This is a genomic window from Halobacteria archaeon AArc-dxtr1 (assembly GCA_025517425.1).
Lineage (GTDB): Archaea > Halobacteriota > Halobacteria > Halobacteriales > Natrialbaceae > Halostagnicola.
In genome coordinates this window covers 1,289,554-1,305,740 of the sequence record JAOPJY010000001.1, presented here as the reverse complement: position 1 = coordinate 1,305,740, position 16,187 = coordinate 1,289,554, and the positions used below count along the sequence as shown (strand labels likewise).

18 protein-coding genes are annotated in these 16,187 nt (G+C 65.0%); 13 read left to right on the top strand and 5 right to left on the bottom strand.

All coding sequences use genetic code 11. From position 1 onward, the window contains the following. Nucleotides 1-12: 12 nt before the first annotated feature. Nucleotides 13-564, bottom strand: coding sequence for a hypothetical protein (locus OB905_06775; protein ID MCU4925690.1), 552 nt, complete (start codon nt 562-564; stop codon nt 13-15). A gap of 149 nt (nt 565-713) precedes the next feature. Then, complete coding sequence (locus OB905_06770; GenBank protein ID MCU4925689.1) at nt 714-1,214, bottom strand: hypothetical protein; 501 nt, start codon at nt 1,212-1,214, stop codon at nt 714-716. Between the two features lie 183 nt (nt 1,215-1,397). Here OB905_06770 and OB905_06765 point away from each other — a divergent pair, with 183 nt between their 5' ends. The 4 genes from OB905_06765 to OB905_06750 all read left to right on the top strand — a co-directional run bounded on the left by OB905_06765 (nt 1,398) and on the right by OB905_06750 (nt 5,897). Beyond that, the gene (locus OB905_06765) at nt 1,398-4,247 is read left to right on the top strand and encodes an AAA domain-containing protein (GenBank protein ID MCU4925688.1); all 2,850 of its coding nucleotides are present in this window, start codon (nt 1,398-1,400) and stop codon (nt 4,245-4,247) included. 109 nt (nt 4,248-4,356) lie between these two features. Continuing rightward, a complete protein-coding gene (locus OB905_06760; protein ID MCU4925687.1) occupies nt 4,357-5,328 on the top strand; it encodes a formyltransferase family protein in 972 nt (323 codons plus the stop codon). Between the two features lie 120 nt (nt 5,329-5,448). Continuing rightward, nucleotides 5,449-5,628, top strand: a complete 180-nt coding sequence (locus OB905_06755) for a zinc finger domain-containing protein (GenBank protein ID MCU4925686.1) — start codon at nt 5,449-5,451, stop codon at nt 5,626-5,628. A 2-nt stretch (nt 5,629-5,630) separates the two neighbouring features. Then, entirely contained in the window at nt 5,631-5,897 is a 267-nt protein-coding gene (locus tag OB905_06750; protein ID MCU4925685.1) for an elongation factor 1-beta, read from the top strand. Nucleotides 5,898-5,992: 95 nt separating this feature from the next. Here OB905_06750 and OB905_06745 read toward each other — a convergent pair whose 3' ends face one another. Together OB905_06745 and OB905_06740 are read right to left on the bottom strand one after the other, a co-directional pair. Then, entirely contained in the window at nt 5,993-6,391 is a 399-nt protein-coding gene (locus OB905_06745; protein MCU4925684.1) for a hypothetical protein, read from the bottom strand. Between the two features lie 102 nt (nt 6,392-6,493). After that, nucleotides 6,494-7,204 carry a methyltransferase domain-containing protein gene (locus OB905_06740; GenBank protein ID MCU4925683.1) on the bottom strand — a complete coding sequence of 237 codons (711 nt, stop codon included), beginning with the start codon at nt 7,202-7,204 and terminating at the stop codon, nt 6,494-6,496. Between the two features lie 84 nt (nt 7,205-7,288). Between OB905_06740 and OB905_06735 the strand changes: the two genes are divergently transcribed. After that, on the top strand, nt 7,289-7,936 hold the full coding sequence (locus OB905_06735; GenBank protein MCU4925682.1) for a helix-turn-helix domain-containing protein: 648 nt from the start codon (nt 7,289-7,291) through the stop codon (nt 7,934-7,936). 62 nt (nt 7,937-7,998) lie between these two features. On the opposite strand, the gene OB905_06730 is transcribed toward OB905_06735, so the two are convergent. Continuing rightward, complete coding sequence (locus OB905_06730) at nt 7,999-9,279, bottom strand: PQQ-like beta-propeller repeat protein (protein MCU4925681.1); 1,281 nt, start codon at nt 9,277-9,279, stop codon at nt 7,999-8,001. Between the two features lie 316 nt (nt 9,280-9,595). Between OB905_06730 and OB905_06725 the strand changes: the two genes are divergently transcribed. From OB905_06725 to OB905_06690, 8 genes are all read left to right on the top strand, one after another. Then, nucleotides 9,596-9,904 (top strand): 50S ribosomal protein L21e, encoded by a 309-nt coding sequence (locus tag OB905_06725; GenBank protein ID MCU4925680.1) that lies wholly within the window; start codon nt 9,596-9,598, stop codon nt 9,902-9,904. A gap of 1 nt (nt 9,905) precedes the next feature. Continuing rightward, complete coding sequence (locus OB905_06720) at nt 9,906-10,262, top strand: RNA polymerase Rpb4 family protein (protein MCU4925679.1); 357 nt, start codon at nt 9,906-9,908, stop codon at nt 10,260-10,262. 119 nt (nt 10,263-10,381) lie between these two features. Beyond that, nucleotides 10,382-10,966, top strand: coding sequence for a DUF655 domain-containing protein (locus tag OB905_06715; protein MCU4925678.1), 585 nt, complete (start codon nt 10,382-10,384; stop codon nt 10,964-10,966). Nucleotides 10,967-11,059: 93 nt separating this feature from the next. Beyond that, the gene (rsmA, locus tag OB905_06710) at nt 11,060-11,995 is read left to right on the top strand and encodes a 16S rRNA (adenine(1518)-N(6)/adenine(1519)-N(6))-dimethyltransferase RsmA (GenBank protein ID MCU4925677.1); all 936 of its coding nucleotides are present in this window, start codon (nt 11,060-11,062) and stop codon (nt 11,993-11,995) included. Between the two features lie 116 nt (nt 11,996-12,111). Next, nucleotides 12,112-13,323, top strand: a complete 1,212-nt coding sequence (locus tag OB905_06705; GenBank protein ID MCU4925676.1) for a mechanosensitive ion channel family protein — start codon at nt 12,112-12,114, stop codon at nt 13,321-13,323. Next, the gene (locus OB905_06700) at nt 13,324-13,932 is read left to right on the top strand and encodes a class I SAM-dependent methyltransferase (protein ID MCU4925675.1); all 609 of its coding nucleotides are present in this window, start codon (nt 13,324-13,326) and stop codon (nt 13,930-13,932) included. It begins immediately after the preceding gene. 70 nt (nt 13,933-14,002) lie between these two features. Then, complete coding sequence (locus tag OB905_06695; GenBank protein ID MCU4925674.1) at nt 14,003-15,013, top strand: 5-methyltetrahydropteroyltriglutamate--homocysteine methyltransferase; 1,011 nt, start codon at nt 14,003-14,005, stop codon at nt 15,011-15,013. Then, nucleotides 15,010-16,086, top strand: a complete 1,077-nt coding sequence (locus tag OB905_06690; protein MCU4925673.1) for a methionine synthase — start codon at nt 15,010-15,012, stop codon at nt 16,084-16,086. Before OB905_06695 ends, OB905_06690 begins: the two co-directional genes overlap by 4 nt. Nucleotides 16,087-16,187: the final 101 nt, after the last annotated feature.

Below are 16,187 nucleotides of genomic sequence, written 5' to 3'. Positions count from 1 at the left end.
CGCGTCGCCGGTTCACATGAACCCGCGGTCGACCTCGTCGGTCTCGATGAGCTCGTCGAGTTCGGCTGAGAGCAGTTCGTCGGCCTCCTCGAACCGGTCTGCCAGCTCGTCCAGTTCGCCGGGTCGGTCGTACTGATCGTACTCCATCGGCCCGAAGGCGGGACTCTCGAGAGCGTCCATCACGTCGTCGAAAAAGGCCTGGGGTGTCGTCGGAGCGTCGCCGTGGGTCTCGACGACGGTCTCGAGGCGTTTGGCGACCGATTCGGCGTGGTCTTCGTCTTCGGGTGGGGACTGGACGGCGAATCGGCCGCCGCTGTCGCGCTCCGGCAGGAACGAGCCGATCTCGTCGTCAACACTTCGGGCGACGCGGGAGCCGACGCCCCGAACTTGAAACGGGTTCTTCGCGTACGTTTTGAGGAAAAAGACGCCTGCCCGTGGGTGTGCGAGGTACATATCTTCGCCGACGCCGCCGGCACGGTCGCCCGCGACGGCCCGCCACCCGTCCGGATCGACGTCGCGCTCGGTCACGTCCGTCACGATGTCCTGCCACTCGCGAATCCGCATGTAGCTACCTTTCGGGGCGGGCAGAAAGAACGTATCGGTCCTTCCCATCCGCTCGGCCTGTTTCACTCCGTCCTGTTGGTGTTACCGACGTAACGACTGACCGTAGCTGTTGGCGTTACCGACGCGGAGACCGATCGTAGCTGCTGGCGTTACCGACGCGGAGACCGATCGTAGCTGCCTGTTCTCGTCCGAACCGGTCGGTGTCGTCGCCCCTCGTGGAAGTCGTATCCCGCCACCACCGCGACGAGCAGTCCCGCTCCGAGCACGCTCCAGGTCAGCCCTGCATCGAGGGAGAACACCGCCGTCGACCCGAGTAGCCCGAGACCGAGTATCCCTGCCAGTGCCGTCACGCCCGAACTCGGTGGCGCACCGCTGGTGAGTCGATAGGCGTTGTACGCGCCGACCAGCGCCACAGCGATCCCGGCACAGACCACACTCAACAGCACTGCCGCGCTCGCCCCGTAGACTCCCGTCGAGACGACGACCCAGACCCCCGCCGCTGTGATGGTTACGTTGCGAACCGTGGCCGTTCGACGGCCACCGCCGTCGACTCTCGACAGCGGGTCATCGTGTCGAAATCGGTCCGTTCGGCCCCTCCCGTCGCGACCGGGCCCGGGGCTGCCATCGGGAGCGCGGCTCGAATCGCTCATACCGGTGCCTTCGCTTCACCTCGAAAAAAGCGCCACCTACCGTTACGAGGTGTCCGAGCCGATACTGCTGGGAGTAATCACTTCTTACCGCAGCCCCCGTCGCGTTTTTCAGTGCCGCTACCGACCGACGGCACGACCGCGGAGATCGATACCGTTTTTGACCGGTCGCCCCTTCCCTGATCCGTGCACGTACGCGGGACGGTCGTCGGCGACGTCGAGGCCAAGACGGTATCGACGAGTTACGGGGAGCGCGAGCTTGCGGAGATACCCGTTCGGCTCACAGAGCGCCCCGATAGCGACGCCGTCTCGACCGGCCCGGAACCGGACGTTTCCGGCGGCTCGGAGCAACCGGCCACGACCGTCACCGTCTGGGGGAAGTGGACCGAGTCGGCTGCGCTGTTAGAGCCGGGGATGGAACTGCTCGTCACCGAGGCCGAGCGCGAGGAGTACCGCGGCCAGACGCAGTACGCGACGACCGGCGACTCCTACGTCGTCGTCGAGCCGGAGTTTCTGATCAACGTCACGTCGATCCGCAACTGGGTCGAGTGTCCGCGTCTTTACTACCTGAACAAGCTCTCTGGCGTTCCGCTCAACTACCCCGTCACGAAGGGGACGCTCGTTCACGAAGTGTTCGGCGACCTGCTTCGGGGCCGGGATCTGGAGGAGTCGATCGCGGAGCGAATCGACGAACGCGGCCTCGAACTCGGCCTGCTCGGAGAGTCCCCCGAGTCGGTCGCGGAGGACGTTCGCCAGAATGCGACCGCGATCGAGGGTTGGCTCGAGCAGGGGCGGCTCACCGACGGCGACGACTGGCGATCCGAACAGCTGCTGATCAGCGAGACCTTCGGCATCCGCGGGCGGGCCGACGCGGTCCGACGGGGCGCGCCCGTCGAGCTGAAGACGGGGAAGAATCTGAAGAAGGAGCCCCGGTTCAAGGACAAGGTCCAGGCCGCTTGCTACGCTCTTCTGTTGGAGGAACACGGTGGCGACGTCGACACCGGGACGCTGCTCTACACGAAGAACTCGGCGCTCGACCGCAACGAGGAGACCGGCGACCTCACGCCGGCGAAGGATTTCTCGATGGGCGAGGGGCTCTTACAGTACGTCGTCCGGCTGCGAAACGAGATCGCTGCGATGGAGTACGACGATAGCGTCCCGACGGGCTACGAGGGGTCCGCGAAGTGTGAGTACTGCTTCGAGCAGGACACCTGCATGGTCGTCTCGGGCCGACTCGACCAGGAGTCGAAAGCGGGCCAGATCGGAACGCCCCTCCCCGAGGAGGAGCGCGAGCACTTCGATCGATTCTATCGCGCGATCGAACGCGAGCGCGGCGAGATCCACCGCGAGTACGCCAAGCTCTGGGAACAAAGCGCCCGCGAGCGCGCCGACGACGACCGCGCGATCATCGACCTCGAGTTCGTCGCCAAGCGCGAACTCTCGAGCGGCCGCTGGGAGCTGCGAGCTCGTCAGACCGAACCCGCGACCTCGAAGCTTCGCGAGGGTGACCTCGTGCTGGCCAGCGACGGCCACCCCGTCAGGGGCAGTTCGGAACTCGCGCGGATCGAGCAACTGGACGGCGCGGAGCGTGGCTCCGCGGAAGACGCGAGCGGGCGAAGCCCGCGAGACGACGAGATCGTCCTCACGGCCGACGAGCCGGTCGAGGTGACCCGGCTGGACGTCTACCCCTCCGAGCTGACGACCGACCGGCTGCTCGTTGCCTTACACGACGCTCTCCTGAAGGGAAGCAAGCGCCGCAAGGACGTGCTGTTCGGGCGCGCCGAGCCCGAATTTGCTGCTCTCGACGAGACGTTCATCGACAACAACGCGGCCCAGGACGAGGCGGTTCGCAAGGCCGTCGGCGCCCGCGATTGCGCGCTCATCCACGGTCCGCCTGGAACCGGGAAGACCTACACCATCGCCCGGGCGATCGAGGCGATGCTCGAGCGCGGCGATCGCGTCCTGCTCTCGGCGTTTACCAACCGTGCGGTCGACAACGCGCTCTCTGCGCTCGTCGAGCAGCTCGGCGAGGACACCGACTACCGCATCGTTCGTATTGGCTCCGAGACCGGCGTCCGCGAGGACATGCAGCCCTATCGCTTCGATCGCGCCGGTGAGCCCGGCGACCGAGTCAGCGAGCTCCGCGAGGCGGACGTGGTCGCGGCGACGACGGCCTCCTGTGGCTCTCGAACGATGAAAGAGCAGACGTTCGACGTCGCGTTAGTCGACGAGGCCGCCCAACTCACCGAACCCGGCACCTACGCCGCGATCAACCTGGCCGAGCGGTTCGTCCTCGTCGGCGACCACGAGCAGCTCCCGCCGGTCGTCCGATCCGACCCGCCCCAAGACGGCGGGGCGGTCGGCGATTCGACGGCCGACGACGAAGCGGCCGCGAGCGAGGGTGACGACGTTGCCGACCTCTCGGCGTCGCTGTTCGAGCGCCTCGTCGACCTCCACCCCGGCGCGGGCGTCATGCTCGATCGCCAGTATCGGATGAACCAACGCATCCAGGCCTTTGCTTCACGGGAGTTCTACGACGGGGAGCTCCGCCCAGCCACCCCTGACGTCGCGGGACGGACGCTCGACGATCTCGACGGCGTCTCACGAGCCGATCTTCCCGAGCCCCTCCACGATCCAGTCGCGTTCGTCTCCGTCGAGGGTGACGGCGCGGCCCACACCGACGAGGAGGAGGCAGCCCGGATCGCGGAGTTAGTTGCAACCTACGAGTCTGCTGGGGTCGACCGCTCGCAGATCGGTGTCATCGCGCCGTTCCGTGCCCAGGTCTCGACGATCTCGAACCGACTCTCCGACGACGTTACCGTCGACACTGTCGACCGGTTTCAGGGGTCGAGTCAGGAGGTGATCGTCGTCTCGTTCACCGCCACGGGGACGCTCGAGGGACCCATATTCGAGGACTACCGGCGGATAAACGTCGCCTTGACTCGTCCGAAGCGAGCGCTCGTCCTCGTCGGGGATCCGCGGGCGCTCGAGTCTGACCCGGTCTACGAACGGCTGCTCGGGTGGGCACAGTGCTGAGTGTCCGCCCCGCTTGACCCGCACCGGACGCGGGTGTACGTCCCAGCTAGGATGACTCGCCGCTGTAAAAGGGGATGGTAACTATGCGACGACCTGTTGGACCGCCTCTATGGCCGCATCATCCCAAACGTCAGTCGGGATCCTCTGTGAACAATTTCTCTATGAGTGGCAACGGCAAGCGCTGACCCAGCTCCGCCGTGATCCCGACGTCGACGTCTCGCTGGTTGTGACCAACGCGACGGCCGCGGCAGACGATCCCGAGGACTGGAACGGGAAGACGACGATCGACCGGGAGGACCTACGCCAGTTTCTCGAGGTGTACCGAACGGAAGGACCGTGGGCGTTCGTCATGGCCGAGCGGGCGCTCTGTCGCCGGTTGGGGGACGAACAGCCGCTGTGGCACCGCCACGACGTCGAGAACCTGCCAGCGCTTGACGGTGCCCGTCACGTTCAGTGTGTGCCACAGACTGACGGTGCGTGGTACGAGTTTCCCGATTCGGTCGTCGACGAAGTAGCCGAGCGCTGTGACGTCGCCGTTCTGTTCGGATTCGGCCTCGTCCGCGGCGAGATCCTGAGTGCACCCGAACACGGTGTGCTCGGCTTTCACCCCGCAGATATCCGCGAGTACCGAGGGATGGGTGTCCCGCCCGCGTTTTACGAGGGGCGTGACTGCACCGGTGTCACCCTCCAGCGACTGACGGAGTCAATCGACGGCGGTGACGTTATCGCAACTGTTCCTGTCCAGATCGCCGACTGCGATACCCTCTGGGACGCCTTCGATCGGCTCGCGGCGGTGCAAGCGTCTCTTCTCGGGGCAGGGGTCAGCAACGCTGTCGATCCTGCGTTCGAGTCCGCAGTCGTCCCGGAGTCGGAGTTAGGCACGTTCTACCCGCGCAGCCAGCGCCGGACCGTCGAGTTCGCAGGCACCGTCCTGGTACGCAATCTTGCTGGTCGAGCGCGACGGCAGTGGCGTCGGTTCCGGGGTGGTTCGTCTGAGGCGACGACGGCGGACGATGCAGACGTCGAGGCGAATTGGGCCGAGGAACAGTCTCCAACGGCGACTGTCGAACTCGAGCGATAAGCGCCCCCTCCCGCACAACTGCCCACGGCAGCCGGTATGCGCTCTCTCGGCTGGTCGACCGGCCTCCGGAGCGAGTACGGAAAGACAACGGTTAAAAGCGGGCGGACGGAAGGGCTGGGTATGAGCACGACCGACGAGCACGGTACGCGTTCGTGCGTCTCCTGCGGGATCAACATCGCGGGGACGAACGCCGCAGCGTTCAAATGTCCCGAGGGCGGAACGCAGATCTACCGCTGTGCCAAGTGCCGCAAGCAGAGTAACCTCTATGAGTGTCCCGACTGCGGATTCACCGGACCGTAACCATGGGAAAAGTCGCTGCCAAAATCAAGGTCATGCCGAGTAGCCCCGAAATCGACCTCGACGCGCTCCAGGAGCGCTTAGAGAGCTCCCTGCCAGAGGGTGTCAAGATCAACGGCGTCGAGCGCGAGGAGGTCGCGTTCGGCCTGGTCGCCCTCTACCCAACCGTCATCGTTCCCGACGGTGCGGGCGGCACCGAAACCGTCGAGGAGAGCTTCGCGACCGTCGACGACGTCGAGAGCGTCGACGTCGAGAACGTCGGTCGGATCTAACGCCGACCGTCTGTCCTGCATTTCGTTTTCAGGCCGTCGAGCCGGTGGGTTTGCCATCGGCTGGACCGGCTCGTCTTCGCGGATCCGTCCGCCGATCAGGAGAGTACCTGCGCGCCTTCGGGCGAGAGCTCCACGGTGACGTCCTCGTCGACCACCTTGTCGACCTCGTCGATGTTGCCCGCGAGCACCGTCAGAATGTCCTCCGGGTTCGGGTAGACGAGCATGTTGCCGTCCTCGCCCTCGGCGACGAGCTGGACGTCGTTCAACACGATCTGGTCGTTCTGGATCGTCGCCGTGACGACCGGAAGCGTCTCCGGCTTGCCGTCTTCGTCGTCCTTGACGCGGCGGATCGTCACCGTTTCGAGGCCCAGAATCTCCTTGTAGTCGGCGATCTGTTCGGCACAGGCCACCATATCGTTCAGGACAGCCGTCTTGTGGTCGTTTCCGTGGTCGCCGTCCAGACAGTGCTGGCAGACGCGGAGCTCGATTCGCATACCCGATCTCGGGGGCCGAGCCCGATGAGAATTGCGCTTCAGATCTCCCGACGGACCTGTCTTGAGGTCTGACCTCCGGTCGGATCCGTCCCGACCTCTCCGTCACTCTTGCTTCTGTGCGACCGCGAGGTAGCCCGATCCTGCGTCGTAGGTGCTCACGATCTCGACGGAGTCGAACGTCGACTCGAGCGCACCCACTGGATCCTGGTCCCGACGGTGGTTTACGGCGCGGGCGATCACGCGCTCGTAGACTGGATTCAACAGGCTCGCCGGCCAGCGCTGGATCTCGCGGGCGTCGGAGACGACGAACCGGCCGCCCGGACAAAGCGCCTCGTAGACGTTCTCGACGACGGCGTCGACGTCGGCCATCGTATGCAGCGCGAACGTCGTCACTGCGGCGTCGAACGTCGCCGGTGGTCCACACGACTGTGTCGCGTCTCCGCGGACGACGTGGACGTTCGACCAGCCCTCCTCGGCGACCTGCTCGCCAGCGCGCTCGCTCATCTCGGGGCTGTAGTCGAGTCCGACCACGGCTCCAGTCTCACCCACACCGGCTCGCAACACCTCGAAGTTCGTTCCCGGTCCACAGCCCAGATCGAGGATCGTCTCGCCCTCTGCCGAGGCGAGCGCCTCGAACGCGTCCTCGCGAAGCGATCCTGTCATGGCGATGACCGCGTCGTAGAACCCCGCCCGGCGACCCCACCAGTCGTAGAGTCGCTGTCCACGGCCGTCTGAACTGCCGTCGTCGGCCGTCACCCCGTCCGTCTCGAAGGCGTCCCAGCCGTCTGCCACGTCGGTTCCTGCAGGTTCCATATTCGACCGATCGCCTGCAGGTCGGAAGGTCGCTGTGGCGATACACATCGGCCATTTATCACAGATACCGTCCCATCATCCGTTATGAAATCCCTTCGCGCGTCGATCACGTTCTCCGAGGACGTGCTCCACCCGGCCCACGAACTCCTCTGTACGTCACCGACGCTGCACCGACAGGTGATCTACGGCGGACACGCCACGGATGGCGTCGAGGCCGTCCTCTCGTACGTCGAGGGCGATCCCGAGCCCTACCGTCGCGCGCTCGAGGCAGAACTGGACGTCGAGGCCTACGAGCTGACGCCCGCAGCGGACGGCTTTTACCTCTACGAGCGACGAACCCTCGACGATCGCGGCGTTCGACTGGCCGAGGCGCTCAGCCACGAGACGGTCGTCCTCGTTCCCCCGATCGAGTTCCGGGCCGATCGGACCGTCCACCTGACGCTGGTCGGCCACCCACAGGATCTGCAGGCGACGGTCGACGCCGTCCCCGACGGGATGACCGTCGACGTTCTCGAGATCGGCGCGGCCGTCGGCACGACCGCTGGCGGCCCGACCGACCGCCAGCGCGAGGCGCTTGCGGCCGCGTGGGAGGTGGGATACTACGACGTTCCCCGCCGCGAGGGAATCGAGTCAGTCGCCGAGAGCCTCGATTGTGCCGTCTCGACCGCCTCGGAGCTGCTCCGACGCGCGGAGTCCCGCCTCGTCGCGCGTGCTCTGGACACAGGTCGGTGACGACTGCACGGCGGTGGCGAGGATTCGACTGCGTGCTCCCACTCGGTGGGCGCGCTCGCTACTCACGTCTCGATGTCGGTCGAGAACGCATGTATCCCATCGACGGTAAAGGCCGAGATAACACGATCTCCGTCGAACCTGGGCGAGCCTTCGGCGCTATCGGCAGGGTTTGACCAAAACGTCCAAGCGGTGTCGCCTGAATCAGCCTCGAGTACGTCGATCTTGGCGACATCCGGCACGTCGCTGGGTAGCTCTGTGCCACTGACATAGAGCAGGTCGTCGACGGCCCTGACACCTTCGACGGAGTGGGGAGTCGACCCCTCCCACCGTACCTCACCAGTCGTGATGTCTATCGCGTGTATTCCCGATCTATCAGTCACGTACGTGGTTCCAGTCTGCGTATCGCGCACCGTTGGATCTGAGAGGTCGTCGTAGCTCCACTCGGTTTCACCGGTCTGGGCGTTCACTGCAGACACGGCGTCATCTGCAGTCGTCACCAGGACGGTGTCCTCGACGACCCGTGGCCGGCTCTGTCGGTCGAGAGACGTTGATTGTTCCCACAGAAGTTCGCCGGACGCTTCGTCTAGTGCGTACATCGCTGCATCGGAAGCGCCGACATAGAGCGTGCCATCCGTACTCGTCGGCGGCCAACGAATTGATCCGATGTCAGAGATATCCCACTGTTGTTCGCCCGAGCTGGCATCGAGTGCGGCCAGCCTGTCTCGGTCCGACTGAACGAAGATGGTGTCATCCCCAACGTCCGGAGTACTACGGCGGCGATACGATACTACGTCGTCGTACGTCCACAGCAGGTCTCCGTCGTCTCCGTCGACGGCGTAGAGGACCTGGTTTTGGGAAGTGACGTATACGATCCCGTCGGCTTCGACGACTGGTGAAGAGATCGGACCCGTGACCTCCTCGAACTCCCACACTCGAGAGCCGGATTCGGCGTCGAGCGCGACGACCGTCTCGTCGGCCGTTCGGGCGAATAGACGTCCATCGCCATCTATTTCGACCGATTCGATGATTTCGACCGACGGCCGAAAATCTTGATCCCGCTCACCAGTTTCGATGTCGAGGGCAACGATCGACCGCTCCGCTCCGTCAGGGGGATGCCACGGGGCGTATATTCGATCGTCGGAGACGCCCAGTATCGCTCCGCGAGTTGATTCGGCAACCCACTCCACGAACTGATCATCTCGGTCGTTGGGGTGGTACCGATGTGGCTCGTCATCGCCACTGGTACAGCCGGCGACGAGTCCGGCTCCACTCGCTACCGCCCCCTGGAGGAACCGTCGACGACTCGTCCTGTCCCGGAACGGCTTGGAGGGGCTTTCTCTCATAGTGTGGGTTTACTCACCGCTGCAATAATACTTCTGGGAATTAACAGCTTTCTGGGCGGTGGTTCACACTTCCCGTCACCCGTACTTCCTTTTCGTTAGGTACCCGTGCGCGAATCGCTTGTCTCCGGAGTTGTGACCCGAAGCGCTCCCCTGTGTCGACCGAGGCTCGTCCTCAGACATGACTGGAACCGCCCGACGACTCACAGCTGTTCGTATTATCCAGTCACAGTTGCCTTCAGGTATTCAGAGACGGCATGCCCGGGAGCGCCAAGACGTGTGTTTTATAACCGTCTCCGGCTAACAGGGTCGTACGACTATGCCGAAGTCTAATGGACCACGCCAAGGGACTCGCCGAAAGCTCGCCAACAACCCCCGTGAGCGGGGCACCTCGCCGCCACAGCGCGCGATCCAGCAGTACGACGAGGGCCAGAAGGTCCACCTGAAGATCGACCCAAGTGTCGCCGACGGACGGTACCACCCGCGCTTCGATGGTCGCACCGGCGAAGTCGTCGGCAAGCAGGGCGACGCGTTCAAAGTCAAGATCGTCGACGGCGGCACCGAGAAGACGCTGATCGTCACTGCAGCGCACTTGCGCGCACAGGACCAAGAGCAGACCCGAGTGTAGGATGACGATCTTCAAGGAGATCGTCGACGAGGAGTTCCTGACGGTGCCGGAGGCAAAGGAGCTGCTCGCCGACATCGAGACCGAGCGCGCCCTAGACGACGAGCGCGAGCTCCAGTACGAGCTGGCCCGTGCGATCGAGCACGTCAACCGGTTTGCGCTTCTCGAGCCCGCGGAAGCCCAGGAACTGGTCGGCGAACTGCAGGATCTTGAGAAGATCGACGAGCCGACCGCCTACAAGATCGCGAACCTCCTGCCGCGAAACCGCGACGAGCTCCGCGCGGTCTTCGCCCAGCAGCGCTACTCCCTTTCGGGCGACGAACTCGACGAGATTCTGAACGTCGTCGCGAAGTACGTCTGAGCCGAGTCCACGATCTCGAGACTTCGGCACCCTGTTCGGAGCTGCGACACCATGTGTGAGTGCACCTCGTCGGCCATGGAGCCGATTCTTTAAGTACGCCGTCGCCGTATCCGGACGCAATGAGCGAAGACGACAGCGACGACGCGGACGTTCGAGACGCAGTCGTGTTGGACTACCTTGCACACGGTCTCTCCGGCGCCGGGCGTCAGCAGTACGCCACATCGCCCGCGGGCTACGCGGTCGCCGTCGACGACTTCGAACTCTACCAGGTCGCCTTCGACGAGGAGGAACGACTGACCGTCGGTAGCCGCGTCGTTATCGAGCCCCGCGAGGAGCGGACGGTCGTCACCGACGCCCGTCCCACCGAGTACGCCGATCTCTCCTCGGGGGCCCAGTCAGAGCTCGAGTACGTCGTCGCCGACGTCGTCGAGGAAGCCGAGTCGCGGTTCGTCGACTTCTACAACGACGCCCAGCCGATCACGCTCCGGCTTCACCAGCTGAATCTCTTGCCAGGGATCGGGAAGAAGCTCCGTAACGGCATCTTAGAGGAGCGAAAGCGAAAGCCCTTCGAGAGCTTCGAGGAGTTAGAAGAGCGCGTTTCGGGACTGCACGACCCCGACGAAATCCTCGCCGAGCGTATCTTAGAGGAGCTTCGCGACGAGGACTTAAAGTACAAGGCGTTCGTCGGCCAGTCGCCGGAGTGAGGGCGTTTCGGGCAGCGATTTCGACTCTCGGTGCCAGTCCCGACCGTCGGCGAGACGGTGCGTTTACACCACCCCCTCGCCTATCGACGGAAAATGAGAGATCCAGACGGCCTCCTCGCCAGGGCCGGCGTTCGCGGCAACCCCGACCGCGACCAGCACTTTCTGATCGACGACCGAGTGCTCGACCGGCTGCCGACCTATCTCGACGGCGTCGACGCGTCGTACACTGATGCGACCGACGCCGCCGATCCCGCTACTGCTGCTGATCCAGTCGGCGCCGCCGACTCAGCCGACGACGCTCCACCCTCGGAATCGCCTACGGGAACCGACACGTCCCACCTGCTCGAGATCGGCGGCGGTACCGGCGCGCTCACCGACCGCCTGCTCGCGGTCGGCGATCGGGTGACTGTCGTCGAGCGCGACCCCGAACTCGGCGCATTCTTGCGCCGCGAGTTCGCCGACGAGATCGACGCCGAGCGCCTGACCGTACTCGAGGGTGACGCCCTCGAAATTGACCTGCCCGACTTCTCGGCGTCGGTTTCGAACCTCCCCTACGGCGTCTCGAGCGAGATCACGTTCCGGCTCCTGCCAAAAAAACGCCCGCTCGTGTTGATGTTCCAGCAGGAGTTCGCCGAGCGAATGGTCGCCGAGCCCGGAACCAGTGAGTACGGTCGGCTCTCGGTCTCGACCCAGCACTACGCCGATGTCGAGATCGTCGAGACGATCCCGAAGGAGGCCTTTTCGCCCCCGCCGGCCGTCGAGAGCGCCGTCGTCCGGACCTACCCGCGAGAGCCCGAGTACGCGGTCGGCGACGAGGCGTTTTTCCTCCGGTTCGTGAAGGCGCTCTTTACCCAGCGTCGGAAGACGATCCGCAACGCGATCCGGAACACCGCTCACATCTCGGAGTTGGCAGAGCCCGAGGCGGTCGTCGAGGCCGTCGACGAGGACCTGCTGCGCAAGCGCGCAGGTGCCGTCACACCCGCGGAGTTCGCCCGGATGGCCGATATCGCGGCCGACGTCGGGCGGTGAGGCGGGCCGGGAGTTCGTCGTAGGCGAGACGTCACCAGACGGCAGAAACCGGTCACCCTGTTGGCAAACTGCCCGACCGACGGATACTCGTAGCTGGCGCGAGGAGTCGCGGGACGATGCTCGAGGTCCTCACGGGGTTTGACTGGTTGGGTGACCAGTTCCCCACGACCAACCAGCGACTCGCGGTGACAGTCGTCGCCGTCGGGCTGCTGGTCTACGCCCTCCTCTTTTACCGGCGGCTGCGCGACTGGCTCGAAGGGCGGCTTCGGCCACTGTATGCCGACATAATCGTCTTTTCGCTGCTCGTCACAACCGGCGTGGTCACCGCTGCAGTCGTCGTCGGCGTCTGGGGCCAGACCGCCGAACTCCAGGAACTCTACGCCGAGATCGACCTCGGTGGCGGCGACGTCGCGCGAATCGTCCTCTCCATTATCTTGTTCGTCAGCACGATCATCGCCTCGCGGGTCGCCCGCCGCGTGATCAACGAGGTCCTCAACTCGGCGAACGCGGTCACCGACCACCAGCGAGAGGTCACCCGCCGGCTCGCCCAGGTGACGATCTGGTCGATCGCGTTCGTTGCCGTTCTCGGCGTCTGGGTCGACGATTTGAGTGGGCTGCTGGTCGGAGCCGGCCTGCTCGGTGCCGCCCTCGGGATGGCAGCCCGCCAGACGATTGGCTCGATGATCGCTGGCTTCGTCCTCATGTTCTCGCGCCCGTTCGAAATCGGCGACTGGATCGCCGTCGAGGAGCGCGAGGGGATCGTCACCGACATCTCGATTTTCAACACGCGCGTACGGTCGTTCGACGGCGAGTACATCATGGTTCCCAACGACCTCATCGCCTCCAGTATGGTGACGAACCGCTCCCGGCTCGGTCGGCTGCGGATCGAAGTCGACGTCGGCGTCGACTACGGTAGCGACGTCGACCGCGCGACTACCCTCCTCGTAGAGACGATGAACGACCTCGAACTGGCGGAGTCGGCACCCGAGCCCGCCGTCGTCACGAAGGGCTTTGGCGACTCGGCGGTCCTGCTCAGCGCGCGCTTCTGGATCGACGAGCCGACTGCCCAGCGCCGGGCCGCAGCCAGGACCGCTGCCGTCGGCGCCATCAAGGAGACGTTCCAGGGTGAGGGGATCAAAATCCCGTACCCCCAGCGCGAACTCTCTGGTCGGGCCGAAGCCGGCGGCTTCCGGATCTCGGAGGGAGGCGCCAGACCGGAGTCCGACGATGGCGGGGCGGACGGTCGGGGCCGACCGACCGAAGTATCGATGGATTCGAACGACCCCGACTCACGAGCGGGACAGGCACCCACTCCGGAGGACAGGTAGATGGACGAGCGCGACTCCGACGGGACCGAGACGAACGCCTCACTCGCCGAACGTAGAGGGCTCGAGACCGACGTCTACCAGCCCGCCGAGGATTCGGCGCTGTTAGCCGAGGCCGCCTGCGACCGACTCGACGGCGGGCTCGTCCTGGAGGTCGGAACCGGGTCCGGGTTCGTCGCTGAACGGGTCGCCGAAGAGACGAGTGCGCGCGTCGTCGCCTCGGATCTGAATCCGCACGCGGTCCGCACCGCGGGCGAGCGCGACGGCGTCGAACCCGTGCGAGCGGACCTCCTTACCCCATTTGTCGACGGCGCGTTCGACGCCGTGTTGTTCAACCCGCCGTACCTGCCGACCGATCCCGACCACGAGTGGGACGACTGGATGGAGCGGGCGCTGTCGGGCGGCGAAGATGGCCGGGCCGTCATCGATCCCTTCCTCGAAACCGTCGGGTGCGTCCTCGCTCCCGACGGCGTCGTCCTCCTGTTGGTGAGCAGCCTCACGGGTGTTGAGCCCGTCGTGGAACGGGCCGGCGAAGAGGGGTTCAGCGCGGTTGCGGTCGCCGACGAGTCGTTTCCCTTCGAGACGCTTTCGGTCATCGAGCTGCGGCGGTGAGTGCCGGATTACCGTAGTGCATATCATGATGGAAAATATTAAGCGTCGGCATAGCCTAGCCGCCACTACGATGACCGAATACGTCTCGACCACGCCGGGACTCTTTCCGCTCCCGGACTGGGCGAAAGACGACCTCTCGGATCTGAAGGGCCACCAGAAACACGACCTCGTCAGCGGCGATGAGGGCGACGAGATCACCGCCGCCTACGAGGAGGCTCGCAGCGAAGTGATCGGCGTCCAGCAGGACGCGGGACTCGACCGCATCGCCGAGGGACAGCTGCGCTGGGACGACATGCTCGCCCACCCGCTGGCCGTCCACGACGCCGTCGAAACTCGTGGCATCGTCCGCTACTACGACAACAACAACTTCTACCGAGAGCCGGTCGTCTCCGGCGATCTCGACTTCTCGGGCGACGTCGCCTCCGAACTCGAGGCTGCGGGCGAACTCGTCGACGACGACGCGCTTCAGGCCGTCCTCCCCGGCCCGTACTCGCTGGCCGACCTCGCGACCGATGAGCACTACGGCGACGAGGCCGACTTTCTCGCCGCGATCGCCGACTTCCTCGCGGACGAGGTCGAGGCCTTCCCCGCCGTCGAGACGCTGTTCTTACTCGAGCCCTCGCTCGTCGAGTCCGCACCCGAGGATGGACTCGACGAGCGCGCAAGCGAGGCGATCGACCAGGTTGCACAGGCGACGGACGCCGACGTCGTCGTCCAGCCCTACTGGGGCGCCGTAGAGGAGAAAGTGTACGCCCACCTCCTCGACGCCGATATCGACGCGGTCGGCTTCGACTTCGTCGCGAATCAGGACGACAACGTCTACAACATTCAGGAGTACGGCACGACCGACGACGTCTCGCTCGGACTGGCCGACGGCCAGAACACGCTCGTCGAGGATCCCGGGGCGATCCACGACCGCGTCGAGTGGGTCGCAGAGAAGGCCCCCGTCTCCGAGTTCGAGACGGTCTACCTGACGACTAACACCGAGACCTTCTACCTGCCATACGCCAAGTTCGAGGAGAAACTCGCCGCCCTCGCCGAGGCGGCCGAGCTCGCGAACGCCGAGGTGACCACCGCATGAGCGCAAACGAAAACAAAGACCAGTTCCGACCCGAGAATCACGAAACCGACCACTTCCTGCTGACGACCGTCGTCGGCTCCTACCCGAAGCCCAAGTGGCTCAACCGCGCGAAGGAGCTCTACCAGGACCCCGACCACAGCTTCGACGAGGACGACTACCAGGAGGCCAAAGACGACGCCGCCCGCCTTATCACGGCCGAACACGAGCGCGCCGGCTTGGACGCCGTCGTCGACGGCGAGATGCGCCGAAACGAGATGGTCGAGTTCTTCGCCCACCGGATCGAGGGCTACGAGTTCAACGGCCCGGTCAAAGTCTGGGGGCACAACTACTTCGACAAACCCTCCGTCGTGAGCGAGGTCGAGTACACCGACTCCTGGCTTGTCGACGAGTACGAGTTCACCGCGAGCGCGACCAACCGCCCCGTCAAGGTCCCGATCACGGGTCCCTACACGCTCGCGAACTGGTCGTTTAACGAGGCCTACGAGGACGACGACGAGCTCACCCTGGCGCTTGCGGACCTCGTCAACGAGGAGATCGAGAAACTCGTTGACGCCGGCGCACGCTACATCCAGATCGACGAGCCAGCGCTCGCGACGACGCCCGACGACCACGCGATCGTCGGCGAAGCCTTAGAGCACATCGTCGCCGACATCCCCGAGGAGGTCCGCATCGGCCTCCACGTCTGTTACGGCGACTACTCCCGGATCTACCCCGAGATTCTCGACTACCCCGTCGACGAGTTCGACCTCGAACTCGCCAACGGCGACTACGACCAGCTCGATGTCTTCAAGGATCCCGACTTCACCGCCGACCTCGCGCTGGGCGTCACGGACGTCCACGTCGCCGAGGTCGAGTCCGTCGAGCAGATCGAGCAGAACATCCTGAAGGGCTTAGAGGTCGTCCCGCCGGAACAGCTCGTCGTCTCGCCGGACTGTGGCGTGAAGCTCCTTCCGCGCGAAGTCGCCTACGGCAAGATGGCCAACATGGTCGAGGCCGCCCGTAACGTCGAGGCCAAGCTCGACGCCGGCGAAATCGACGTTGAGCGCGACGTGCCGACGCCTGCCGACGACTGAGCGGTTTTCGATCTCGCATAGGTGACAGCGGAGAATCGCTCTTTTGCGGTTCGGTCCCGTGTTCCGCACCGGCCGATAGATTCTCGAATCGCAGATCCAGA

Coding starts and splice junctions, on each gene's coding strand:
- OB905_06725 (MCU4925680.1), top strand. CDS start 9,596: ATGCCGAAGTCTAATGGACCACGCCAAGGGACTCGCCGAAAGCTCGCC.
- OB905_06715 (MCU4925678.1), top strand. CDS start 10,382: ATGAGCGAAGACGACAGCGACGACGCGGACGTTCGAGACGCAGTCGTG.
- OB905_06720 (MCU4925679.1), top strand. CDS start 9,906: ATGACGATCTTCAAGGAGATCGTCGACGAGGAGTTCCTGACGGTGCCG.
- OB905_06775 (MCU4925690.1), bottom strand. CDS start 564: ATGCGGATTCGCGAGTGGCAGGACATCGTGACGGACGTGACCGAGCGC.
- OB905_06740 (MCU4925683.1), bottom strand. CDS start 7,204: ATGGAACCTGCAGGAACCGACGTGGCAGACGGCTGGGACGCCTTCGAG.
- OB905_06750 (MCU4925685.1), top strand. CDS start 5,631: ATGGGAAAAGTCGCTGCCAAAATCAAGGTCATGCCGAGTAGCCCCGAA.
- OB905_06705 (MCU4925676.1), top strand. CDS start 12,112: ATGCTCGAGGTCCTCACGGGGTTTGACTGGTTGGGTGACCAGTTCCCC.
- OB905_06695 (MCU4925674.1), top strand. CDS start 14,003: ATGACCGAATACGTCTCGACCACGCCGGGACTCTTTCCGCTCCCGGAC.
- OB905_06760 (MCU4925687.1), top strand. CDS start 4,357: ATGGCCGCATCATCCCAAACGTCAGTCGGGATCCTCTGTGAACAATTT.
- OB905_06735 (MCU4925682.1), top strand. CDS start 7,289: ATGAAATCCCTTCGCGCGTCGATCACGTTCTCCGAGGACGTGCTCCAC.
- OB905_06690 (MCU4925673.1), top strand. CDS start 15,010: ATGAGCGCAAACGAAAACAAAGACCAGTTCCGACCCGAGAATCACGAA.
- OB905_06755 (MCU4925686.1), top strand. CDS start 5,449: ATGAGCACGACCGACGAGCACGGTACGCGTTCGTGCGTCTCCTGCGGG.
- OB905_06745 (MCU4925684.1), bottom strand. CDS start 6,391: ATGCGAATCGAGCTCCGCGTCTGCCAGCACTGTCTGGACGGCGACCAC.
- OB905_06770 (MCU4925689.1), bottom strand. CDS start 1,214: ATGAGCGATTCGAGCCGCGCTCCCGATGGCAGCCCCGGGCCCGGTCGC.
- OB905_06730 (MCU4925681.1), bottom strand. CDS start 9,279: ATGAGAGAAAGCCCCTCCAAGCCGTTCCGGGACAGGACGAGTCGTCGA.
- rsmA (MCU4925677.1), top strand. CDS start 11,060: ATGAGAGATCCAGACGGCCTCCTCGCCAGGGCCGGCGTTCGCGGCAAC.
- OB905_06700 (MCU4925675.1), top strand. CDS start 13,324: ATGGACGAGCGCGACTCCGACGGGACCGAGACGAACGCCTCACTCGCC.